Annotated in this window: 16 protein-coding genes; 9 read left to right on the plus strand and 7 right to left on the minus strand. The window is 66.4% G+C overall.

The window, feature by feature from the left end:
• Positions 1 to 8: 8 nt before the first annotated feature.
• The gene (locus SCA01S_RS11750) at positions 9 to 1,793 is read right to left on the minus strand and encodes a chloride channel protein (RefSeq protein ID WP_062785745.1); all 1,785 of its coding nucleotides are present in this window, start codon (positions 1,791 to 1,793) and stop codon (positions 9 to 11) included.
• A 45-nt stretch (positions 1,794 to 1,838) separates the two neighbouring features.
• Positions 1,839 to 3,239, minus strand: a complete 1,401-nt coding sequence (locus tag SCA01S_RS11755) for a glycoside hydrolase family 130 protein (RefSeq protein WP_245652531.1) — start codon at positions 3,237 to 3,239, stop codon at positions 1,839 to 1,841.
• A 152-nt stretch (positions 3,240 to 3,391) separates the two neighbouring features.
• Between SCA01S_RS11755 and tkt the strand changes: the two genes are divergently transcribed.
• The 5 genes from tkt to pncB all read left to right on the plus strand — a co-directional run bounded on the left by tkt (position 3,392) and on the right by pncB (position 10,804).
• Positions 3,392 to 5,491 carry a transketolase gene (gene tkt / locus SCA01S_RS11760; protein ID WP_062785747.1) on the plus strand — a complete coding sequence of 700 codons (2,100 nt, stop codon included), beginning with the start codon at positions 3,392 to 3,394 and terminating at the stop codon, positions 5,489 to 5,491.
• A 53-nt stretch (positions 5,492 to 5,544) separates the two neighbouring features.
• Positions 5,545 to 6,531 carry a phosphogluconate dehydrogenase (NAD(+)-dependent, decarboxylating) gene (gnd, locus tag SCA01S_RS11765; protein ID WP_327195994.1) on the plus strand — a complete coding sequence of 329 codons (987 nt, stop codon included), beginning with the start codon at positions 5,545 to 5,547 and terminating at the stop codon, positions 6,529 to 6,531.
• Between the two features lie 168 nt (positions 6,532 to 6,699).
• Entirely contained in the window at positions 6,700 to 7,782 is a 1,083-nt protein-coding gene (locus SCA01S_RS11770) for a PLP-dependent cysteine synthase family protein (RefSeq protein WP_062785990.1), read from the plus strand.
• Positions 7,783 to 7,867: 85 nt separating this feature from the next.
• Positions 7,868 to 9,421 (plus strand): aldehyde dehydrogenase (NADP(+)), encoded by a 1,554-nt coding sequence (locus SCA01S_RS11775; RefSeq protein WP_062785749.1) that lies wholly within the window; start codon positions 7,868 to 7,870, stop codon positions 9,419 to 9,421.
• Between the two features lie 78 nt (positions 9,422 to 9,499).
• On the plus strand, positions 9,500 to 10,804 hold the full coding sequence (gene pncB / locus SCA01S_RS11780; RefSeq protein WP_062785751.1) for a nicotinate phosphoribosyltransferase: 1,305 nt from the start codon (positions 9,500 to 9,502) through the stop codon (positions 10,802 to 10,804).
• A 124-nt stretch (positions 10,805 to 10,928) separates the two neighbouring features.
• Here the strand turns inward: pncB and SCA01S_RS11785 are convergent, their stop codons facing one another.
• A complete protein-coding gene (locus SCA01S_RS11785) occupies positions 10,929 to 12,323 on the minus strand; it encodes a nicotinate phosphoribosyltransferase (RefSeq protein ID WP_062785753.1) in 1,395 nt (464 codons plus the stop codon).
• A gap of 148 nt (positions 12,324 to 12,471) precedes the next feature.
• Here SCA01S_RS11785 and SCA01S_RS11790 point away from each other — a divergent pair, with 148 nt between their 5' ends.
• The 4 genes from SCA01S_RS11790 to SCA01S_RS11805 are packed head-to-tail and all read left to right on the plus strand — an operon-like array spanning position 12,472 to position 17,331.
• The gene (locus tag SCA01S_RS11790; protein ID WP_245652532.1) at positions 12,472 to 12,993 is read left to right on the plus strand and encodes a 2Fe-2S iron-sulfur cluster-binding protein; all 522 of its coding nucleotides are present in this window, start codon (positions 12,472 to 12,474) and stop codon (positions 12,991 to 12,993) included.
• Entirely contained in the window at positions 12,990 to 13,961 is a 972-nt protein-coding gene (locus SCA01S_RS11795; RefSeq protein ID WP_062785755.1) for an FAD binding domain-containing protein, read from the plus strand. Before SCA01S_RS11790 ends, SCA01S_RS11795 begins: the two co-directional genes overlap by 4 nt.
• A gap of 5 nt (positions 13,962 to 13,966) precedes the next feature.
• On the plus strand, positions 13,967 to 16,219 hold the full coding sequence (locus SCA01S_RS11800) for a xanthine dehydrogenase family protein molybdopterin-binding subunit (RefSeq protein WP_062785992.1): 2,253 nt from the start codon (positions 13,967 to 13,969) through the stop codon (positions 16,217 to 16,219).
• A 14-nt stretch (positions 16,220 to 16,233) separates the two neighbouring features.
• Complete coding sequence (locus SCA01S_RS11805) at positions 16,234 to 17,331, plus strand: catalase family protein (RefSeq protein ID WP_062785757.1); 1,098 nt, start codon at positions 16,234 to 16,236, stop codon at positions 17,329 to 17,331.
• A 21-nt stretch (positions 17,332 to 17,352) separates the two neighbouring features.
• Here SCA01S_RS11805 and SCA01S_RS11810 read toward each other — a convergent pair whose 3' ends face one another.
• The 4 genes from SCA01S_RS11810 to SCA01S_RS11825 all read right to left on the minus strand — a co-directional run bounded on the left by SCA01S_RS11810 (position 17,353) and on the right by SCA01S_RS11825 (position 22,971).
• On the minus strand, positions 17,353 to 19,632 hold the full coding sequence (locus SCA01S_RS11810; protein ID WP_062785759.1) for an FdhF/YdeP family oxidoreductase: 2,280 nt from the start codon (positions 19,630 to 19,632) through the stop codon (positions 17,353 to 17,355).
• 121 nt (positions 19,633 to 19,753) lie between these two features.
• Positions 19,754 to 21,898, minus strand: coding sequence for a catalase (locus SCA01S_RS11815; protein ID WP_062785761.1), 2,145 nt, complete (start codon positions 21,896 to 21,898; stop codon positions 19,754 to 19,756).
• Positions 21,899 to 22,056: 158 nt separating this feature from the next.
• Positions 22,057 to 22,269 (minus strand): hypothetical protein, encoded by a 213-nt coding sequence (locus tag SCA01S_RS11820; RefSeq protein ID WP_062785763.1) that lies wholly within the window; start codon positions 22,267 to 22,269, stop codon positions 22,057 to 22,059.
• Positions 22,270 to 22,356: 87 nt separating this feature from the next.
• Positions 22,357 to 22,971 (minus strand): hypothetical protein, encoded by a 615-nt coding sequence (locus tag SCA01S_RS11825; RefSeq protein ID WP_084390958.1) that lies wholly within the window; start codon positions 22,969 to 22,971, stop codon positions 22,357 to 22,359.
• Positions 22,972 to 23,059: the final 88 nt, after the last annotated feature.

Consider the following 23,059-nt stretch of genomic DNA (forward strand, 5'->3'; position numbering starts at 1 on the left):
GTGTCTCTTCAGGCAGGCATGGCGGCAAAGCGGCTGCGGCCGGTTTCGGCCTGCTGCGCGCGGCGGCGTGCCTTGAGCAGATCGTGCCGCGTGACAAGCCCGATTACGCGGCCGCTGCCCGGTTCCACCACCGGCAGGCGGCCCTCGCCGCTTTCCAGGATCAGATCGGCCACCGCGCCCGCCGGCGTATCGGCATGCACCACCACCTGCCCGGCGTCAGACACGGCATCGGCCAGGCGCACCTCGGCCAGGGCCAGGTCGCCCTGCCAGCGCAGCGCATCGGCGCGCGACACCATGCCGAGCAGCACCCCGCCAGCATCGACCACCGGATAGCTGCGATAGCGCGCCGGGTCCGACAGGAATTGCGTGGCCTGCGCGATCGTCATCGTGCCGGGCAGGGTATCGACGCCTTGGGTCATGATCTGCCCGGCCTGCACCAGATCGAGCGGATCGACCGTGTATTCCTGCAGGATATGCCGGCCACGCCGTGCGATCTTTTCCGTCAGGATAGAGCGCCGCATGATCAAAACACTGGCGCCATAGGCAGCCCCTGCGGCCAGCAGCGCGGCGGGCAGCAGGTCAAACCGCCCGGTCAGTTCAGCGGCAAACAGCGCGCCAGTGAGCGGTGCACGCATCGCCCCGCTCATGATCGCGGCCATGCCCAAGAGCGCCCAGGCCGCCGCTCCGCCGGGCAGCACCTGGCCCGCGAGGAACCCGGCCGCGCCGCCCAGGATCAGCAATGGCGCCAGAACGCCGCCCGATGTGCCCGAACCCAGCGCCACCAGCCACACCGTGGCCTTGAGCAGCAGCAGCGTCATCACCACCCGCACCGGCAGGGCGCCATCCAGCAGCGCCTGGATCGTGCCATAGCCCGCGCCCAGCACGCGCGCATCGGCGAGGCCACCCAGGCCCACGGCCACCGCGCCAAGCGCCGGCCACCACATCCAGTGCAGCGGCAGGCGGTGGAACAGGTCTTCCACGCGATAAAGCAGCCACGACAGCGCCGCCGCTTCCAGCCCGACAACCACGCCCAGCGCCAGGGCACCGGCCAGGCCCACCACGCCCGGTACCGGGGCCACGCCAGCCGCCAGGGCAAACATCGGCCCCGCGCCCAGCAGCAGCGGCCGCCAGGCATGGGCCACCAGCGCGGCCATCACCACCGGCACGAAGCTGCGCGGCTTCCATTCGAACAGCAGCACTTCCACCGCCAGCAGCACGGCAGCGAGCGGAGTGGCAAAAATCGCGGTCATCCCGGCCGCAGCGCCCGCCACCAGCAGTGTCTTGCGCTCGGCCGCGCTGAGATGAAAGCACTGCGCAAACAGCGAACCGATCGCGCCGCCGGTCATGATGATCGGCCCCTCCGCGCCAAACGGGCCACCGCTGCCGATCGAGATGGCGGACGATAATGGCTTGAGCAACGCGACTTTGAGCGAGAGCCGGCTTTCGCCATAGAGGATCGTCTCGATCGCCTCGGGAATGCCGTGGCCCCTGATCTTGTCAGAGCCATAGCGCGCCATCACGCCGACGATCAGGCTGCCCACCACCGGCACTGCCACGATCAACACGCCCAGATGGGCGTCACCGGGAACGACCGGCGCCGTGGACAGCCGGCCAAACCAGAACAGGTTGGTGGCGATGGCGATCAACCGCATCAGCGCCCAGGCACCCAGCGCGCCGCCGGTGCCCACGACCATGGCCATCGCCGCCAGCACCACCATGCGCATATCGGCGCTGTGATCGGCCTTGCGCCAGCCCGGCGCGGCCCATTCGCGGGATGATGTGTGATCTGCCATGGCGTTCTCCTCGGCGCCGGCAGTTATATCGCAATACGATATAGGTCAATCCATCTCCACCAGCAGTGGATCGAGATCGCAACTGACAAAGCTCGCGAAGTTGTCGGCAATGCCATAGGGCACCAGCAGGCGGCGGCCGAGCACCAGGCTGCCGCAGCTATAGACCACGTTGGGCACATAGCCGTCGCGCTGTTCCGGGCCAGGGCGCAGCAGCGGCAGCCGCGCCCGGCCCAGCACGCGCGATGGGTCATCACGATCGAGCAGCACCGCGCCGATGGTGTAGTTGCGTACCGGCCCCACACCATGAGTCATCAGCAGCCAGCCCTCGTCGATCTCGATCGGCGGGCCGCAATTGCCCATCTGCACGAATTCCCAGACATGGCGCGGGCAGACGATCCGCTCGGCCTCGTCCCAGTGCCACAGGCTGTCTGATCGCATCAGCCAGATGTTTTCGTTGTCCTGCCGCCCGATCATGGCATAGCGCCCGCCCACCTGGCGGGGGAACAGCGCCATGCCCTTGTTCAACGCCACGCGTCCGGTCAGGGTGCGGATGTCGAACCGGCGAAAATCGCTGGTCGAGAGCATCTGTGTGCGCCCGGTCACCCCGTCGAACGCGGTAAACGTACCGTGATAGCAGGCCGTGCCATCGTCCTGCCTGAACTGCACCAGGCGCAGGTCTTCCAGCCCGCGCGCCTGCGCCGCCGTCATCGGAAAGAGCACGGCTTCCGACACGTCTTGCGCGCTATCGAAATGCAGGCGCAGTGCTGTGCCGTCTTCGTCCTGCGCATCAATGCGTGGCGAGGCGGCCAGTGGCGCTGGCGGATCGATCGTCACCCCGGCAGCGCCATCCCAGCAGCCGGTGCGGAAGGTGATCGAGGATACGTGCCCCTCCCCAATGCCACGCAGCGCGCAGATAAAGCGCATGCCGCCCGGCGGCGCGTCGCTTTGATCAGGCGCCGGCACGATCGTAGGATTGAACAGGGCCGCCGCCTCGAACGCATATTCCTGCAGGAACATGCCGCCCACCAGCAGGCGCTGGCCGATGCCCAGTTGCGCAGTCTGTGGAGCGATGGCGGTGATTTCACCGACCCGCCGCTCCAGCGTTGCCAGTACGTCGCGATGCCGGGCGTCGAGCAGTTCCTTCATATAGGCCAGCGCCTGGGTCACGGCGTCATCGTCAAGCCCGGCAATGCGATCGACAATCGCGCGCACGCGGTCGCCGGGTTCCTCGCCAAAGCCTTCGGGATAGGCCAGGTCGAACGGGCGCAGCACGGTGCGCGTGGCATCGGGCTTGAGCTGCACATGCGCGCGCTGCCAGAACCCGACGATCGGCGGCGGCAGCACCGCTGCATCAACCCGCGCGCGCAAGGCATCTTCATCGCTCAGGCTGTCGTTGGGTCGATCGGCAGGGGGCATCACGGCATCCTTCTTGTCGGCACGCGCCATGCCGCAACAAACGCCGCAGCGCGGCACAGGCTCCTGCACAAAAAGGCAAAAAACGCAGTTGGCCCACCACGCCCGCGAAACCGGGCACGCCCTTGGTCGTTGCTTGCCTCATACCCCGCGCGCCGCAGGCCGCCCTATCGGGACATCCCTTGATGACAGACAGCGCCCCAACCTTTCACCCCCCGGCGGCCAAGATGCAGTCGCACGACGATCGCCTGGCGATCGACACGATCCGCACCCTGGCGATGGACGCCGTGCAAAAAGCCAATTCGGGCCATCCCGGCACGCCGATGGCGCTGGCGCCGGTGGCCTATGCGCTGTGGCGCGATGTGCTGCGCACCGATCCGGCCTGCCCCGATTGGCCCAACCGCGATCGCTTCGTGCTGTCGGTCGGCCATGCTTCGATGCTGCTCTATGCCGTGCTGCATCTCGCCGGCGTGGAAGAAATCGACGCCAAGGGCACCAAGACTGGCAAGCCCGCCGTCAGCCTGGCCGATATCGAGCAGTTCCGCCAATTGGACAGCAAGACCCCTGGCCACCCGGAATACCGCATGACCACCGGGGTTGAGACCACCACCGGCCCGCTGGGCCAGGGCGTGGCCAATTCTGTTGGCATGGCCATGGCCGAACAGAGCCTGGCCGCGCATTTCAACCGCGAAGGTTTTCCGCTGTTCGATCATGATGTCTATGCCCTGTGCGGCGATGGCGACATGATGGAGGGGATTTCGGGCGAAGCGGCCTCGCTCGCCGGGCATCTGCGCCTCTCAAACCTGTGCTGGATCTATGACAGCAACACGATCTCGATCGAAGGGTCGACGCAGATTGCCTTTACCGAGGATGTCGGCGCCCGCTTTGCCGCCTATGGCTGGCAGGTGCTGCATGTTGAGGATGCCAACGATCTGCCCGCCCTGCACGCGGCGTTCGCACGTTTTCGCGAAACCACCGACCGCCCGACGCTGATCATCGTCCGCTCGGTGATCGGTTGGGGCAGCCCCCGTGCGGGCAGCGCCAAGGCCCACGGCGAACCGCTGGGCGAAGACGGCGTGCGCGCCACCAAGGCCGCTTATGGCTGGCCGCAGGACAAGACATTCTACGTGCCCGATGGCGTGAAGGAGGCGTTTTCCGACGCGATCGACGCGCGCGGCCGCCCCTTGCGCGAGGCGTGGGAGGCGATGGTCGAACGCTATCGCGCGGTCTATCCCGCCCTGGCGAAGGAGTTGGACCTGCTGCGCGGCGGACGCCTGCCCGAAGGCTGGCAGGATGCGCTGCCCAGCTTCCCCGCAGATGCCAAGGGCCTCGCCTCGCGCGAGGCGGGTGGCAAAGTGCTCAACGCGCTGGCGCCGCATCTTCCCGCACTGATTGGCGGCGCGGCGGATCTCTCTCCCTCCACCAAGACCGAGATCACCGGCGCGCGCTCGTTCTCACCAGACGATCGCGCCGGGCGCAACCTGCATTTCGGCGTGCGCGAACATGCCATGGGCGCGATCGCCAACGGCATGGCGCTGTCATACCTGCGGCCCTACACCGCCACGTTCCTGGTCTTTGCCGACTATATGCGCGCGCCCATTCGCCTGGCCGCGATCATGGAAGTGCCCACGGTGTTTGTCTTCACCCACGATTCCATCGGCGTGGGCGAGGATGGCCCGACGCACCAGCCGATCGAGCACCTGGCCACGCTGCGCGCCATTCCCGGCCTCGATACCATTCGCCCGGGTGATGCCAATGAAGTGGCCGTGGCCTGGCGCCTGGCACTGGAAAGCACGCACACGCCCACTGCGCTGATTCTCTCGCGCCAGGCCATCCCCACGCTCGATCGCAGCGAGATGGCCAGCGCCGAAGGCGTGGCGCGCGGCGCCTATGTCCTCGCCGATTGCCCCGGCGCCGGCGATGCCGATCCCGAGGTGATCCTGATCGGCACGGGTTCCGAACTGCCGCTGGCGGTAGAGGCCTGGCGCAGCCTGTGCGAACAGGGCCTGCGCGCCCGCGTGGTCTCCATGCCCAGCTGGTATCGCTTTGAAAAACAGGATGCCGCCTGGCGCGAAAGCGTGCTGCCGCGTGCAGTTCGCGCCCGCGTGGTGGTGGAACAAGCCGGCTCCCTGGGGTGGGATCGCTATGTCGGGATGGATGGGGCGATGGTCACCATGTCCACCTTTGGCGCTTCGGCCCCGCTTGCCAAACTTCAGGAAAAGTTCGGCTTCACGCGTGACAACGTCGTCAAGCTGGCGCACGAGGCCATCGCGAAAAGCCGCTGAGCCGTCCAGGAACCGGCGCTGGCTCGCGGCCGGATTGAAAAGTTCGACAGGAGATTGCTTGCATGCGTGTTGCCATCATCGGCCTGGGCCGCATGGGCGCCGGGATTGCCCGCCGCCTGATGCGTGCCGGCCATGAAATCGTTGCGTTCGACGTGGCCAAGGAGGCCGTTGCTGCCCTCGCCGAGCATGGCGCGATTGCCGCTACCTCGCTGGAGGATGCCGCCACCAAGTTCGAGGGCCAGAAGGTGTTCTGGGTCATGCTGCCCGCTGGCGAGATCACCGAAACCACCATCGCCCAACTGGCCGATCTTGCCGCCCCTGGCGACATCCTGATCGACGGCGGCAATTCGTTCTACAAGGACGATATCCGCCGCGCCAAGGCCTTGGCCGACAAGGGCATCGCCTATGTTGACGTGGGCACGTCTGGCGGCGTCTGGGGCTTTGACCGCGGCTTCAGCATGATGGTTGGCGGGCCGGCAGAGGCCGTCGCCGTGATCGACCCGATCCTGGAATCGCTGGCCCCGGGCATGGGTGCGATCGAGCGCACTGCCGGCCGTGGTGACGATGCCGATCCGCGCCCGGAAAAGGGCTACCTCCACGCCGGGCCGGCGGGCGCGGGCCATTTCGTCAAGATGGTCCACAACGGCATCGAATACGGCATGATGGCCGCCTTTGCCGAAGGGTTCGATATCCTCAAGGCCAAGGCATCGGACAAACTGCCCGAAGACGAACGCTTTGACCTCAATCTGCCCGATATCGCCGAAACCTGGCGCCGCGGCAGCGTGGTCGCGTCCTGGCTGCTCGATCTGACGGCAGATGCCCTGGCGCGCGACCATGCGCTCGACCAGTTTTCGGGCAACGTGGCGGATTCGGGCGAAGGCCGCTGGACGGTCGAAGCCGCGATGGAAGAAGCGGTGCCGGCCTATGTGCTCTCGGCCGCGCTCTTTGCCCGCTATCGCAGTCGCATGGAAACCACCTTTGGCGACAAGGTGCTGTCGGCCATGCGTTATGGTTTTGGCGGCCACGTCGAACCCAAATGACTGCGGCGCACCCTCAACGCAATGGGGGTGCGCTAAATTGGTTCGGTCTGCATCTGGATTGCACAACCACGCAATCAGGCCATGATCTTTGCAACCCCTTGCTCCATCTCTGCTGCTATTGTGCAGACGGATTGGCAGCAGGGGGTTTTTGCGATGCACGCACGGCAGATGGCAGCGGTGGCAATTGACGCGGCGCCGCGCCGCTGGGCCGATTGGGCGATCGCCCGGATCGAGGCAGACTATGCCCGCAGCGCCGATACCCACCTGATCCCGCTCGATCTACCCGCGCTGCCCGGCGTTGCCATCTACCTCAAGGATGAAAGCAGCCACCCAACCGGCAGCCTCAAGCACCGGCTGGCCCGCTCGCTGCTCCTGCATGCCCTGTGCAGCGGCTGGATCGGCGAAGGTACCACCGTAGTCGAGGCCTCGTCCGGCTCCACCGCCGTATCGGAAGCCTATTTCGCGCGCATGCTGGGCCTGCCGTTCGTCGCGGTGATCCCGGCCACCACCGCCGCCGAGAAGATCGCCGCGATCGAGGCGCTGGGCGGGCAATGCCACAAGGTGTCCGATCCCACCGCCGTCTATGGCGAGGCGCAGCGCCTGGCTGACGAGCGCGGTGGCCACTATATGGACCAGTTCACCTTTGCGGAACGCGCGACCGATTGGCGCGGCAACAACAACATCGCCGAAAGCATCTTTGCCCAGATGCGCCGCGAGCCTGCCCCGATCCCCACCTGGATCGTGTGTGGTGCCGGCACGGGCGGCACTTCGGCCACGTTGGGCCGCTTCGTGCGCTATCACCGCCACGCCACGCGCGTCTGCGTGGCCGATCCGGCCCATTCGGTATTTCACCGCCACTGGCACGATCGCGCGATCGTGCGCAAGGACGGCGCCTGCAGCGTGATCGAGGGGATTGGCCGGCCGCGCGTGGAACCCTCGTTCGTGCCAAACGTGATCGACCGGATGGAGGTGGTGGAAGACGCCGCCTCGATCGCGGCGGCGCGCGCGCTGTCGCGCCACCTCGGCCGCCGCGTGGGTGGATCGACCGGCACCAACCTGATCGGCTGCGCGCGGCTGGCGAGCGAGATGGCCCGCGCCGGCCAGCAAGGCTCGATCGTCACGCTGCTATGCGATTCCGGTGAACGCTATGCCTCCACCTGCTTCAACGATGCCTGGCTGGCACAGCGCGGCCTGGATATCGCCGACGAGGAAGCACGGATCACGGCCTTTCTCACCCACGGGCAATATTGATGGTAGCGCAACCAAACTGAACGCCCTATCTGCCGTGGCCAGACCGCGCGGGCTGCCGCGCACAACGGCAAAGGAACTTGCGCCCATGAACGGTGCCTATCTGATCGGCGGGGAAAACCGCACCAGCAGCGAAACCTTCACCGGCGTGGCCGCCGCCACCGGCCAGGCGCTGGACGGCGATTTTGCCGTGACGCCGCTGGCCGATATCGCGCAGGCCTGTGCCCTGGCGGGCGCGGCATTCGATACCTATCGCGAAACCACGCCGGCCGCGCGCGCTGCATTCCTGGAAGCGATTGCCACCGCGCTGGAAGCCCGCGCCGAGGCAATCATCGCCCGCGCCATGCTGGAATCCGGCCTGCCGCAGGGGCGGCTGGCGGGTGAACTGGGCCGCACCACCGGCCAGCTCCGGCTATTTGCCACGGTCGTGCGCGAAGGCACCTGGGCCGGCGCGATGATCGAGCCCGCCCTGCCCGATCGCCAGCCCCTGCCCCGCCCGGCGCTGGCCTCGCGCGCCATTGCGCTTGGCCCCGTGGCGGTGTTCGGCGCATCCAACTTCCCGCTGGCGTTCAGCGTTGCTGGTGGCGACACCGCCTCTGCCCTCGCCGCCGGCTGCCCCGTGGTGGTCAAGGCACACCCGGCCCACCCCGGCACCTCGCGTCTGGCCGGCGAAGCCATTGCCGAAGCCGTGGCCCAGTGCGGCCTGCCCGGTGGCGTGTTCAGCCTGGTCCAGGGGCCAGGCAACGACATCGGCACCGCGCTGGTGGCCGATCCGGCGATCAAGGCCGTGGGCTTTACCGGTTCACGCCGGGGTGGCCTCGCGCTGATGGCGGTGGCCGCCGCGCGGCCCGAGCCGATTCCGGTCTATGCCGAAATGTCGTCGATCAATCCGGTCCTGCTGTTCCCCGCCGCGCTTGCCGCCCGCGCCGAAGACCTGGGCAAGGCCTATGTCGGCTCGCTCAGCCTGTTTGCCGGGCAGTTCTGCACCAATCCGGGCCTGGTCATCGCGCTCGACAGCCCCGATCTCGACCGCTTCCTCGCCTCGGCCGCGCAGGCGCTGGCCGGCGTTGTGCCGCAGGTCATGTTGACCGGCGCCATCGCCGCAGCCTACGCCAAGGGGATCGCCACGCTTGCTGGCAGCGAGGGCGTGACCGTCGTGGCCGCCGGCAGCGATGGCGATGCACAACAGGGCGCCGCGCGGCTGCTCACCGTCGATGCGGCCCACCTGCTGGCCAATCCCGTGTTGACCGAGGAAGTGTTCGGCCCGTCGTCGCTGGTGGTCCGCGCGCAGAGCACCGATCAGATCGCCCAGCTGCTCGAAGCGCTGGAAGGCCAGCTCACCGCCACGCTGCACCTGGATGAGGCGGACCATGCCCTCGCCGCCCCGCTCATCCCGGTGCTGGAACGCAAGGTTGGCCGCATCCTGGCCAACGGCTGGCCCACCGGCGTGGAAGTGAGCCGGACCATGGTCCATGGCGGGCCGTTCCCCGCCACCAGCGACGGTCGCACCACCTCGGTTGGCGCCATGGCGATCCACCGCTTCCTGCGGCCCGTCTGCTACCAGGCGCTGCCCGATGCGCTGCTTCCCGCCGCGCTGCAGGCGGCCAACCCGCTGGGCCTGCCGCGCCAGACCTTTAGCTGACCACGTTCCGCGCCTGCCCGCACAGCATGGCGGGCAGGCGCATCTTCCCATGCGCCGCCAATGGCGTATGGACAGGGCATGACGTTTACCGACATTGCCCGGCGCACTTACGATCACAATTTCCGGCTCGATCCGATCGTGCGCAGCCTGCTCGATACCGATTTCTACAAGCTGCTGATGCTGCAGATGATCCGGCATGTGCACCCGGATGTGACCACCACGTTTTCGCTGATCAACCGCACCACCAGTGTGCGCTTGGCCGATGTGATCGACGAGGCGGAACTGCGCGCGCAGCTCGATCACGCGCGCACGGTGCGGTTTACCAAGAAAGAGCTGATCTGGCTGGCCGGCAACAGCTTCTATGGCCGCCAGCAGATGTTCGGCCCCGATTTTCTGGCATGGCTGGCTGATTTCCATCTGCCCGAATACGAATTGCGCCGGCACGATGGGCAGTTCGAACTGCATTTCGCCGGCCCGTGGACCCACACCACGATGTGGGAAATCCCCGCCCTGACGATCATCAACGAACTGCGCTCGCGCGCGGCACTGCGCGACAAGGGCAAGTTCGCGCTCGATGTGACCTATGCCCGCGCCAAGGCCAAGCTGTGGAACAAGGTGGAGCGGCTGCGCACCCTGCCCGATCTGGTCCTTTCCGATTTCGGCACGCGGCGGCGCCATGGTTTCCTGTGGCAACGCTGGTGCGTCGAGGCGCTGAAAGAAGGCCTGGGCGAGCGCTTCATCGGCACGTCCAACGTGCTCCTGGCGATGGACGCCGATCTCGAGGCGATCGGCACCAATGCCCATGAACTCCCGATGGTTGCTGCGGCATTGGCGCAAAGCGATGCCGATCTCGCCCGCGCGCCCTATTGCGTGCTGGAAGAATGGCGCCAGCATTACAACGGTAACCTGCTGATCGCCCTGCCCGATGCCTTTGGCACCACCGCGTTCCTGCGCCACGCGCCCGATTGGCTGGCCGGCTGGACCGGCTTTCGCCCCGACAGCGCGCCGCCCATTCCCGCTGGCGAGCAGATCATCGCCTGGTGGCAGGCGCACGGCGTCGATCCGCGCCAGCGCCTGCTGATCTTTTCCGACGGGATGGACGTGGACACGATCGAGCAGACCTATCGCCACTTCCACGGCCGCGTGCGGATGAGCTTTGGCTGGGGCACCAATCTCACCAACGATTTCCGCGGCTGCGCCCCCGATGGCGATACCGCGCTCGAACCGATCTCGCTGGTCTGCAAGGTCACCAGCGCCAATGGCCGCCCCGCAGTCAAACTATCGGACAACCCCGCCAAGGCCACCGGCGATCCAGCCGAAATCGCCCGCTATCTGCGCGTCTTCGGCACCGAAGGCTTCGCGCCGGCGCCGGTGAGCGTCTGAGCGGCGGGATAGGCGAACAGAACAGCTGGACCCCGGATCAAGTCCGGGGTGACGAGACATATCAATGATTTAAAAAATCAACGTCACCCCGGGCGTGATCCGGGGTTCCGCTTTCTATCAGCAGCTACCCACCCAGCCCCGCACTTGCCCGCGCGCGCACGGCGTCGAATGTATGCCGCACAAGCATCTCGCCATTGCGCCACACCGGCACCAGCAGGTCATCACCCGGCGCCACCGCATCGCGCCGCGCGGCGACCATCGCGCCATCGCGCAGGACCACGGCCTGGCGCCCGGCCTTGCTGGCCTTGGCGGGATCCGTGGCAGGATGCTTGAACACGTCATGCCACACGCCGTGCGCGTCCAGCATGGCATTGGCTTTCATCGCAAAGCGCAAGGTATCGCGGTTGACCTTCTGCAACAAGCCGGCGCCCATGCCAAAGGCGATGTTGTCGATGGCAAAGCCTGCCGCGATCAGCCGCTCTATCAAGAGGCCGATGGTTTCGGCGGTCATGCCATCGCCCTGGATCACCCGCACATGGCGGTCGAGCACGCGAAAGCCCTTGGCGTTGGTTGTGCCGCCAAAGGCATCCCATAGCGTGGCAATCGTGCGCAGCGGGGTTTCGATCGGATCGCCGCTGTCGGGGCGCACTACCAGCGTGCCCTGGCGGGCCAGCACATGGTCGCGCAGCGTGCCGCCCCAGATGCCGCGCACCGCCGCGTCGAGGTCATAGCTGTCTGATACCACGGCCACCAGCCGTCCAGGTCCATCGAACGCATCGAGCATGGTGCGATAGGCGTCTGCCTCGCGCGCCTCGCCCCAGCTGGTCATCGTGCTGTGTTCGGCCGCCGGGATGGAAAATCCGGCCATGTCTGCCCCGTAATAGCGGCGCGCGGCCAGCAGCCCCTCCATCGTGTCGGTGCCCTGGAAGTTGACGAGGTGCGCGAGGCCGCCCAGCCCAGCACTTTCCCCGCTGCTCACCCCGCGCGCGCCAAAATCGTGGAGCTTGAACGGCAGTTGCCCGTCCACGTCCTCGCTCGTTTGCTCCAGCCCGGCGCGGATCACCTGGCGGCATTGCCAGCTCATCGTGGCAACCGTGCTGGGATACCACACCGCGCGCAACAGCGCGGTTTCGACAAAGGTGGTGAGCCACGGCATGCGCGGGTCGGTGTTTTCCACCTGCACCAGCGGCACACCCGCCGGCACCACGCTGCCTTCGGGCAGGGCGCGGATTTCCAGTGGCAGGTGGCCGTCGTGGTCATCCACGATCGCCTGCCAGCCGGCGCGGTTGAATGGCACGCCGTGCGCCATGCACACCGCCTCGGCCTCCTCGATATCCGCCCCGGTCACCGCGCAGCCCAGGTAATCGATCAGATAGGGTTGCAGCCCCAGGAACAGGACCACGTCACTCGCCCCGCCGGGCCGCGCCTCCACATAGGCGCTGATCACCCGCGCTTCGGGCGGATATTGGCGAAAGTGGCTGTGCTTGTAGCTGTCGGTGGCCAGGATCGGATTGGTCATGATGGGTATTTCCCTCACACGCCAGGCCACGCGCGGCAAGCCCTGCGCACGCGGCGGCCGCTGCCCTTTCTGCATGGTGCAGGATCGTTGCAGCCTGTTGCGCGTTCGAACCGCACATTCTCCCCCAAGACGAGGACCGCTTCCGGCCATGGCCCCCACTTTGCCAACCGCGCACGTCAACGGCCAGCCGCAGACGCTGCCCCTAGACCCCCGCCGCACCCTGCTCGATTGGCTGCGCCACGATCTGGGCCTGACCGGCACCAAGAAAGGCTGCGACCATGGCCAGTGCGGCGCCTGCACCGTGCTGGTCGATGGCAAGCGCATCAATTCCTGCCTCTCGCTGGCCGCGCTGCATGATGGCGACAGCATCGAAACGATCGAGGGCATCGGCACGCCCGACGCGCTTGCCCCGCTGCAGAAGGCGTTCGTATCGCATGATGGCTATCAGTGCGGCTATTGCACGCCCGGCCAGATCTGTTCGGCCAAAGCGCTGATGGCCGAACTGGCCCAGGGCTGGCCCAGCGCGGTCAGCGCCGATGTGGCCGCCCGACCCATCCCCACCGCCGAAGAACTGCGCGAGCGGATGAGCGGCAACCTCTGCCGCTGCGGTGCCTATTCCAACATCATCGCCGCGCTGAAAGAAGTCATCGGGGCGGAGGCGCTGGCATGAAGCCCTTCACTCTCGATCATGCCGCAAACGCAGCGGCCGCGCTCAGCGCCATGGGCCAGGGCGCGACGGCGATTGCCGGCGGCACCAACCTGGTTGATCTGATGAAGCTGCAGGTGGCGACGCCCGAGCGCCTCGTCTCGATCCGCCGCACCGGGCTCGACAGCATTGTGCCCGATGGCACGGGCCTGCGCATCGGCGCGCTGGTCACCAACGCCGATTGTGCGGCAGACATGCGCGTGCGCCAGGATTGGCCACTGCTGGCCCAGGCGATCCTGGCCGGCGCCAGCCCGCAGCTGCGCAACCGCGCGACCACCGGCGGCAACCTGTGCCAGCGTACCCGTTGCGGCTATTTCTATGATACCACGCAGGCCTGCAACAAGCGCGCGCCCGGCAGCGGCTGCGCCGCGCGCGACGGTTTCAACCGCATCCATGCCGTGCTCGGCACCAGCGACGCCTGCATTGCCACCTATCCCGGTGACATGGCCGTGGCCTTGCTCGCACTCGATGCCGTGGTGCTGACCGAAGGCCCGTTCGGCCCGCGCCAGATTCCGCTGGCGATGTTCCACCGCGAGCCGGGCGATGACCCCACGCGCGACAACGTGCTGCAGCCGGGCGAACTGATCACGGCAGTGCGCCTGCCCGCTCCGACCGGCGGAACCCAAGTCTATCGCAAGGTGCGAGACCGCGCGTCCTATGCCTTTGCTCTGGTTTCCGTCGCAGCCGACGTGACCATGGAAGAAGGCCGCATCGCGCGCTGTGCTCTGGCCTTTGGCAGCCTCGGAACCGTGCCGTGGCGCGACAGCGCCGTGGAAGCAGCGCTGGTGGTGGAGAAGCCCTCTCCCGCGCTGTTCGACCAAGCTGCCGAAATCCTGCTGCGCCAGGCGCGTGGGTTTGGCGCCAACGATTTCAAAATCCCCCTTGCCGCGCGGGCCCTGGCCGCGACGCTGGCCCAAGCGACGAAGGGTTGAACACCATGCACCTTCCCCTGTCAGACATGTATAACCAGCCCGACGAACGCAATCTGCTCGACCAGATGCGCCAAGGCGTGATCGGCCAGCCGCTCGACCGTCCCGAAGGTCCGCTCAAGGTCAGCGGTACGGCGACCTATGCCGCCGAATGGCGCATCGATGGCTGCGTCGAAGGCGTTCTGGTGCTGGCCGGCATTGCCCAGGGCCAGGTCAGCAAGATCGACCGCGACGCGGTGCTGTCGCGCGAGGGCGTGATCGCGGTGATCGCCGACCCGGCGATGACGCGGCGTCCGGCGCAGGGCATGGCGGCCAAGGCGCCGCAGCAGGATGCGGCGAAGGTGGAATACTTTGGCCAGCCCGTGGCGCTGGTGGTAGCGCAAACCTTTGAGCAGGCGCGTGACGCCGCGCTCGCCCTGCCGATCCACTATACCGACGCCGACGGCGATCCCGTGCCTTTCGATCCCGCCGCGCCGGGCGTGAAGGTGGAAGCGCCATCCAGCAGCAAGCCGGTTGAGGGCGGTGACCTTGACCAGGCAATGCAGAACGCGGCCTTTTCCGTCGACGTTGAATATGAAACGCCTGGCCACGCCAGCGCCGCGATGGAACCCCACGCCACCATCGCGCAATGGCAGGGCGACAGCCTGATCCTGCACGGCAGCTACCAGATGCTGTCCTATAACGTGAAGGAAATTGCCGATTGCCTGGGCCTCTCGGCCGACAAGGTGCGGATCATCGCCCCCTATGTCGGTGGCGGCTTCGGCTCCAAGCTGGGCATCACCCACGAAGCAGTGGCCGCCGCGCTCGCCGCGCGGGAATTGGGCCGCCCGGTGCGCGTGGTGATGAGCCGGCAGCAGGTGTTCCAGACCGTGATGCGCCGCTCCGAAACGCGCCAGCGCGTGCGCCTGGCCGCCGATCCCGCTGGCCGGCTGATCGGACTGGGCCACGAGGCGCTGGTATCCAACCTGCCGGGCGAAAAGTTTGCCGAGCCCGTCACCCAGGCGACCGAGTTCCTCTACGGCGGCGAAAACCGCCTGCTCAAGGTTGAAGTGGCGCGGATCAGCCGCCTCACTGCCGGATCCGTGCGCGCCCCCGGAGAAGCGGTGGGCATGCAAGTGCTCGAAGCGGCGATGGACGAACTGGCCGAGAAGATCGGCATCGATCCGATCGAGTTGCGCAAGCGCAACCTGCCGTCCGCAGTTCCTGTGGCCGGCACGCCTTATTCCTCGCGCATGTTGACACAGGCGCTCGAACAGGGGGCTGAAGCGTTCGGGTGGAGCGCGCGCCAGGACCGTCCCTGTCAGACGCGGGACGGCGATTGGTGGATCGGCATGGGCGTGGCGAGCGCCGCGCGCGTCAACATGATGGTGCCAGCCAAGGCGCGTGTCACGCTCAAGGCCGATGGCAGCGCGGTGGTGGAATCCGACCAGACCGATATCGGCACCGGTTCCTATGCCATCCTCGGCCAGATCGCCGGCGAAATGCTGGGCCTGCCGATGGCGCGTGTCGACGTGAAGCTGGGCGACACCGTCCACCCGGCTGGTGCCGGTTCGGGCGGGAGCTTCGGCGCCATCTCCACCGGATCTGCCGTGATGTATGCCTGCGAGGCGATCCGCGCCAAGCTGGCCAAGGCGCTGGGTTGCGACGCCGATGCACTGGTTCTGAAAGACGGCATGGCCAGCGGCGGCAACGCGCCGGCACGCCCGCTGCGCGATCTGCTGAACGGCGAAGACATCGCGGAAACCGGCACGATCAAGCCGGGCAAGACGGCCAAGTCATTCTCGCAGGCCAGCTATGGCGCGTTTTTTGCCGAGGTGGCGGTCCATGCGTTCACCGGCGAGGTACGCGTGCGGCGGATGACCGGCGCGTTTGGCTTTGGCCGCGTGCTCAATGCCAAGACCGCGCGCTCGCAATGCCTGGGTGGCATGGTCTGGGGCATCGGCAGCGCGCTGACAGAGGAGCTGGCGTTCGATACCCGCGACGGGCACCTCGTCAACCATGACCTGGCCGAATATCACGTGCCGGTGCATGCCGACGTGCCGGCGATCGAGGTGATCCTGCTGGAAGAACGCGATGCCGCAGCCAGCCCGCTCCAGGCCAAGGGCGTGGGCGAATTGGGCATTTGCGGCGCAGCCGGCGCCATTGCCAACGCGGTTTACAACGCCTGCGGCGTGCGCGTGCGCAGCTTCCCGCTCACGCTCGACAAGATCCTGCCCGCCCTGCCCGATCCGTTCGCTTCCGGCGCAGACACTGCGCTTTGAAAGGAATACCGTCGATGACCAATCCCCCCATCGCCTACTCTGCTGACCTCGAACAGATCGAAGACAACGAAGCGGAAACCGACGCCTCGTTGGAAAAGTCGTTCGATCATATCCTCGAAACCACGGCGCAGGACTATGGCCGGCCGGTGCGCGCGGTTCATGCCAAGGCGCACGGCCTGTTTGAAGGCACGTTCACCGTCGATGCCAACCTGCCGCCCGAGCTTGCCCAGGGGCTGTTTACCCAGGCGGGCCGTTATGACGCGGCGCTGCGCATCTCCACCAATCCGGGTGATATCCTGGATGACAATGTCGTGCTGCCCCGTGGCCTAGCACTGAAAGTGGAAGGGGTGCCGGGGGCCTACCTGCCAACCGCGGAAGGGGACGCGCAGGACTTCCTGTTCGTCAACGGCCCGGTGTTCGCGACGGCGCGGGCCGATCAGTTTGCCGGCAAGCTCAAACTGCTGGCCGCCACAACTGATCGCGCGCCTGGTGCCAAGGTGGCGCTGTCAACGGTGCTGGGCTTCATCAACAGCGCGCTGGGCAAGGTCGGCCTGGAATCAGGTGCTCTGGCCGCCATGGGCGGCGCGCCGCAGGTTCATCCGCTGGGCGAAACCTATTTCTCCACCACCCCGTTCCGCTATGGCGATCATGTTGCCAAGTTCCGCCTGCGCCCGCTTTCCCCCGCGCTCACCGCGCTGTCCGGCAAAGTAATCGACACCAGCGGCCGCCCCGATGGGCTGCGCGAAACCATTCGCGAGGACGCCGCGAACTTGACCGGCGAATGGGCGTTCGAAGTGCAGTTGCTGCGCGACCTCGATCGCCAGCCGGTGGAAGATGCCAGTGTGGAATGGCCTGAAGAGGTCTCGCCTTTCGTCCAGGTGGCAACGTTGCGGGTGGAACCGCAGGATAGCTGGAGCGCAGACAAGGTGCAGCGGATCGATGAAACCCTGCACTTTTCGCCGTGGAACGGGCTGGAAGCGCACCGTCCGCTCGGCGGTATCAACCGCGCGCGCCGGCGCGCCTATCGCCATTCGGCTGATTTCCGGGTGGCAGCACAGCAAGGCTGCCCCGTCGCGCATGGCGAGGCGCCGGCATCCGAACCGGCCGCCTGACGGCGGCCGGAATGCGGCCGGTCAGGCCTCGATCCTGACCGGCACGCCCTTGGACGCCGGCGTGTCTGACAGCTTTTCGCGCAGCGACAGCGGCACCAGGGCGTTGAGTTCAGGGAAATAGCCGGCCACCGTGCCCGCCGGCAGGTCATAGGGCACGACCTTGAGCCCGCCCACCGCACGGCGCGTGGCCGGATCGGCGGCCGTCACCAGAGTGATGCGCTGCCCTTCGGCGAGGCCCAGCCGGGCGATTTCCTGCGGCGCCATCAACGCGATCGTGCGCTCTCCCGAAAGACCGCGCAGCCGGTCGTTCATGCCATAGACCGTGGTGTTGAACTGGTCGTTCGACCGCAGCGTGACCAGGCGCAGCGTATCGTCTGCCTCATCCTGCGGGCCGGCGTTGAGTACGCTGGGGTCGGTAAACTCGGCCCGCCCGCTTTGGGTATGCCAGACCCGGCGGCGGGCATCGTTGCCGCGGAAAAACCCGCCGGGCTGATGCATGCGCCGGTCCATGTCGAAGAACTCCTTGGGATAGGTCCGCGCGATCAGATCGCGAATGCGCGCATAATCGCCGCGCCATGCATCCCACTGCCAGCGCGGGTTTTCCGGCAGGCTGGCCTTGGCCAGTTCGCAGATGATCGCCGTCTCGCTCAGCAGGTGCTCGCTTGCCGGCTTGCGCTTGCCCATCGAGCTATAGATGTGGCTGAAACTGTCCTCGATGCTGACGAACTGGTTGCCGCTGTCCTGGATATCCTCTTCCGAGCGGACCAGGCAGGGCAGTATCCAGCTTTCCTTGCCCGGCAACAGATGCGTGTGGTTGAGCCGGGTGGCGATGTGCACCGTCAGGTCCATCTCGCGCCACGCGGCGTGGATCTGGCCGTGGTCCGGCACGGCCATCGCCAGATTGCCGCCCAGCCCCACATAGGCGCGGTTCTTGCCGCCCTGCAGCGCTTCCAGGAACTTGGCCGTGTTGTGCCCATCCTCTGGCGGTGTCTCCAGCCCCAGCACGGTGCGATAGGTTTCCACCGGCGCCAGCGCCACCTTTTCGGTGATGCCCACGGTGCGCTGGCCCTGCACGTTGGAATGGCCGCGAATGGGCGAACAGCCCGCGCCCGGCCGCCCGATGTTGCCGCGCAGCAGGAGCAGGTTGACCAGCATGCCGATCGCCTCGCTGCCGTGGACCTGCTGGGTCAGCCCCATGCCATAGATGCCGATCACCGCCTTGGCATCGGCATAGACATCGCCGGCCGCTTCCATCTCGGCGCGGGTCACGCCGCTTGCCGCCTCCAGCGCGTCCCAGCCGGTGACATCCAGCTTGGCCCGGAACGCCCCGAAACCATGGCAATGGGCGTCGATAAACCCTTGATCGAGCAGGCCCGGCTCATGCGCAGCGCGTGCCAGCACATGCTTGCACACGCCCATCAGCGCGGCGATATCGCCACCGGGGCGCACTTGCAGATACAGGTGGCTCAACCGCGTGGCCTTGCCCGCCAGCATGTCCAGCGGGCTTTGCGGATTGACGAATTCGACCAGCCCCGCTTCCTTGAGCGGGTTGAACGTCACGATCTTGCAGCCGCGCTTTACCGCCTGTTGCAGCGGATGGAGGATGCGCGGCGAATTGGTGCCGGGGTTCTGGCCCAGGTAAAAGATCGCGTCGCACTGCTCCAGGTCTTCCAGCTGGCACGTGCCAACCGGCGAGCCGATCACCTTCTTGAGACCGACCGACGTGGTCTCGTGGCACATGTTGGAACTGTCGGGCAGGTTGTTGTGCCCCAGCATGCGCGCGAATGCGGCGTAGAGATAGCTCGGCTCAAGCGCCGCCTTGCCGCTGGCGTAGAATGTCATGGTCGCAGGATCGATCTGGCGCAGCCGCGCGCCGATCGCGGCAAAGGCTTCTGCCCAACTGGCGCGCAGGTAGCGGTCGCTGGCAGGGTCATAGCGTAGCGGCTCGGTCAGGCGGCCTTCGCGCTCAAGCTCATTGGCGCTCAGTCCCCACAGCGAACTGACGGTGTGCTGTTCAAAGAATTCGGGTGTGCAGCGCGCGCTGGTCAGGTCCCACAGCGTTGCCTTCGCGCCGTTTTCGCAGAACTCGAACTTGGCCGGCGTCGGCGGCTTGATCCACGCGCACGAAGTGCAGGCGGTGCCATCCGGCTTGTTGAGATGCGCCAGTGTTTCCAGCGCGCCGGGGCCCGCCCGCTGCGACAGTTCGGTGGCGGTAATCCCTTCCAGCGATCCCCATCCCCCGGCTGCTTCGGGCACCTCGATCGCTTGTGCCTTGGCTTCCGGGGTCTGGGGCTCAGTCATGATCGGCTCATCCTGTCTAAAGGGTCGGCGGCACAATGAAAATTCAAGAAATCACAACGGCCATCACCCCGGATTTGATCCGGGGTGATGGTAACGTTTCACTCTTTTACCGCTTGCGGGATCAAGCCAGGGCGCGGACCTTTGGCTCGCGGGCAAAATGGCGCACCGGCCCCACCTTGATCAGGTCTTCGTTGGGCACCACGCCATCGTCCTTTTCCACACCGGCCTTGTCCAGGATCACCTGGGTGCCGGGACAATGGGCAATCGTCTTGCAATGGCCATAGGCGTCCATGAACCATTGCACCGCTGCGCCTTGGCGGGCCAGTTCGGCTGCCGCTTCGGGCATCAGGACCGAGGCGACCGCATCGAACATGACCGAGGGCGAACCATCAAGCTGCCCATCGGCCTTGAGCGTGCCGCCCTTGACGGCAATGCCGCCCACCTTCGGCGCCACCAGGAATACCGATCCGCCGGCACCCTCAATGTCCTTCTTGAGCGTGTCGATCGCCGCCTTGTCCGATCCTTCCGCAAACAGGATGCCCACCTTGCGGCCTTCGAAGGTCTTGCGGGCCTGCTTCTGGATCGACAGCGCATCTGACGGCTTCATCGCCGTAACGGCACGCGCGGCGGGTGCCTTTTCCGGCAGGTCCATCGCCAGGCCCTTGGCCACGCGGCTGGCCAGTTCCTCGTCCACATTGCGCAGGCGCGACAGCACGCGGGTGCGAATATGCTCCAGGCTCACCTTCGACAGTTCGAACACCAGGGCAGAGGCGATGTGCGCCTGCTCGCTTTCGGTCTGCGAATGGAAGAACAGCGCAGCCTGGCTATAGTGATCGGCGAAAAGCTCGGGCCGCACGCGCAGCTTTTCTGTGGGATCGTTGCGCTCGCCGTTTTCCCGGAACGAGGTGAACCCGCTATCTGGATCGGCCCGCGGTCCGCTGGCTTCGCCCGCTTCATTCAGCGAGTTCGGCTCGTAATTGGCGCGGCCGGTGGGCACCAGCGTCTGCATCAGGCCATCGCGCTGCATGTTGTGGAACGGGCATTTGGGCGCGTTGATCGGGATCTGGTGGAAATTGGTCGTGCCCAGGCGCGATTTTTGGGTGTCGAGGTAGGAAAACAGGCGGCCCTGAAGCAGCGGATCGTTGGAAAAATCGATGCCGGGCAAAACGTTGGTGGGCAGGAAGGCCACCTGCTCAGTCTCGGCAAAGAAATTGTCGACATTGCGGTTCAGGGTCATGCGCCCGACGATTTCCACCGGCACGTCTTCCTCGGGCACCAGCTTGGTCGCGTCTAGCACGTCATAGGGCTGCTTGGCCGCCCATTCCTCGTCGAACACCTGCACGCCCAGATCCCAAGCGGGATAGGCGCCGCTGTCGATCGCTTCATAGAGGTCACGGCGGTGGAAATCGGGGTCGGCACCGGCGATCTTCACGGCTTCGTCCCAGATCAGCGACTCCAGGCCCTGCACCGGCTTCCAGTGGAACTTGACGAAGCGGCCCTTGCCCTTGGCATCAACCAGGCGGAAGGTGTGGACGCCGAACCCTTCCATCGTGCGCAGTGTGCGCGGAATGGCGCGATCGCTCATCGCCCACATGATCATGTGCATGGATTCCGGCATCAGCCCAACGAAATCCCAGAACGTGTCATGCGCGCTCGCGGCCTGGGGATAGCCGCGATCGGCCTCCATCTTCACCGAGTGGATCAGGTCGGGAAACTTGATCGCATCCTGGATGAAGAACACCGGGATGTTGTTGCCGACCAGATCCCAGTTGCCTTCGTCGGTGTAGAACTTGACGGCAAAGCCGCGCACATCGCGCGGGGTATCGACCGAGCCGGCCCCGCCCGCGACGGTCGAAAACCGCACGAACACCGGGCAGGTCTTGCCGGTTTCCTGGAACAGGCCGGCCTTGGTCAATTCCGGGATCGCGCGGGTCACTTCGAACACGCCGTGTGCGCCGGAGCCGCGCGCGTGAACGATCCGCTCAGGGATACGCTCGTGGTCGAAATGGAAGATTTTTTCGCGCAGGATGAAGTCTTCCAGCAGCGCCGGGCCGCGCGCACCGGCCTTGAGGCTGTTCTGGTTGTCGGCCAGGCGATGGCCGAAGTTGTCGGTGAGATAGCCATCGGCCGAGGCACCCGTCGCTGCATCCTGATGGGTTTCCCCGCCGCTGCCGGCGCGGGTTTCGTATCCTGCGTTTCCGGCGCCGGGCTGATGATCATGCAGCGCGTTGTCCTGCGCGGGCGAAGACTTGGGGGGCTTGGTCATGGTCATGGTCCTTTTACCGGCGGCAGGCGCGCGCGGTCGCCCGGACAAAGCAGCAAAAGGCTTCGCCCGGCAGCAGACGCCAAAAATGAAACGGATAAGTTCAATTAAAGCGAAACCCCCGCTCCTATGCCGGAACGGGGGCTTGCTGGGGTATCATATTAAACGGCGGGAGCGCGGCGCGCCTGGCGCTTGGCCATGTAGCGCTTGGCCAGCAGACCACCGGTTGCTGCCGCCACAAAGCCCACAGGGCCCAGGCGGCGCAGCACGGTAGCAGCAGCCACGCCAATCAGCGCGCCACTGCCTTCGCTCATCCCGGCGGTGCGCTCTGCAATCTTCTTGCCGACCACGGCGGAAACGATCTTGCCAATCACGGGGCGCCCTTTCGATCTGGGGAAATTCAAGGGCTTTAACGCCTGCGTGCGGCCATCGTTCCACGCCGTGCGCCGGTTGGCCGCAGATCAGACCTTCTGGCCGACAGCGGGCGCGGGGACAGCCGGTGCCTCAGCCTTGGCGGGGATTGCCTGGCTATTGGGCCTGACCGCGCTGCAACTGTCGGACGCCGCCTGGGTTACGCGCGGGGCCGCCTGCGCGCCGCCTTCAGAGCTGTACGATACCGTGCGGGTGCAGCCCGAAGCGTCCGTCGTGCTCGACACATAGGTCATGTGCACCCCCTTGGGCAGGTTGGTCATGCCCGCCACCGTCATGCCCGGTACGCCGTCTGCCGCGCCCGCCGTACCCTCGGCCATGGCAGCGCGCTGCATCAGCGCGGCTTGCTGCATCATCGCGGCGGCCTGCTCATCGAGCATCGCCGAAACCAGCGCCATGTGGGCAAAGGGATCAGCCGCCATCAAGGCCTGCTCGTCGGCCGCCGGATCAACGCCAGCGTCCATCGCGGCCACCGGCTGGATCGCGATGCGCGGCGCGACAGCGCCGTGGTACTGTACCTGCGCCACCGTGCCGTCGGGCAGATTCACCAGCATCGTGTGCAGATCATTGGTTGCAGCCTGGGCCGCGCAGGCACCAGCTACGCTCAACGCTGCGGCACCGATCACAAACTTGGGAAATCCTGGCATGGATATCGCTCCTTGTGCTTGTTTGCGCGGGAAATCTCCGCAATCGGGCTGAACGCGCGATGAAGCAGCAAAGGCGATGCGACGGGCT

It is taken from the genome of Novosphingobium capsulatum NBRC 12533, assembly GCF_001598375.1.
Lineage (GTDB): Bacteria > Pseudomonadota > Alphaproteobacteria > Sphingomonadales > Sphingomonadaceae > Novosphingobium > Novosphingobium capsulatum.

Coding starts and splice junctions, on each gene's coding strand:
- SCA01S_RS11750 (WP_062785745.1), bottom strand. CDS start 1,793: ATGGCAGATCACACATCATCCCGCGAATGGGCCGCGCCGGGCTGGCGC.
- SCA01S_RS11755 (WP_245652531.1), bottom strand. CDS start 3,239: ATGGCGCGTGCCGACAAGAAGGATGCCGTGATGCCCCCTGCCGATCGA.
- tkt (WP_062785747.1), top strand. CDS start 3,392: ATGACAGACAGCGCCCCAACCTTTCACCCCCCGGCGGCCAAGATGCAG.
- SCA01S_RS11770 (WP_062785990.1), top strand. CDS start 6,700: ATGGCAGCGGTGGCAATTGACGCGGCGCCGCGCCGCTGGGCCGATTGG.
- SCA01S_RS11775 (WP_062785749.1), top strand. CDS start 7,868: ATGAACGGTGCCTATCTGATCGGCGGGGAAAACCGCACCAGCAGCGAA.
- pncB (WP_062785751.1), top strand. CDS start 9,500: ATGACGTTTACCGACATTGCCCGGCGCACTTACGATCACAATTTCCGG.
- SCA01S_RS11785 (WP_062785753.1), bottom strand. CDS start 12,323: ATGACCAATCCGATCCTGGCCACCGACAGCTACAAGCACAGCCACTTT.
- SCA01S_RS11790 (WP_245652532.1), top strand. CDS start 12,472: ATGGCCCCCACTTTGCCAACCGCGCACGTCAACGGCCAGCCGCAGACG.
- SCA01S_RS11795 (WP_062785755.1), top strand. CDS start 12,990: ATGAAGCCCTTCACTCTCGATCATGCCGCAAACGCAGCGGCCGCGCTC.
- SCA01S_RS11800 (WP_062785992.1), top strand. CDS start 13,967: ATGCACCTTCCCCTGTCAGACATGTATAACCAGCCCGACGAACGCAAT.
- SCA01S_RS11805 (WP_062785757.1), top strand. CDS start 16,234: ATGACCAATCCCCCCATCGCCTACTCTGCTGACCTCGAACAGATCGAA.
- SCA01S_RS11810 (WP_062785759.1), bottom strand. CDS start 19,632: ATGACTGAGCCCCAGACCCCGGAAGCCAAGGCACAAGCGATCGAGGTG.
- SCA01S_RS11815 (WP_062785761.1), bottom strand. CDS start 21,898: ATGACCAAGCCCCCCAAGTCTTCGCCCGCGCAGGACAACGCGCTGCAT.
- SCA01S_RS11825 (WP_084390958.1), bottom strand. CDS start 22,971: ATGCCAGGATTTCCCAAGTTTGTGATCGGTGCCGCAGCGTTGAGCGTA.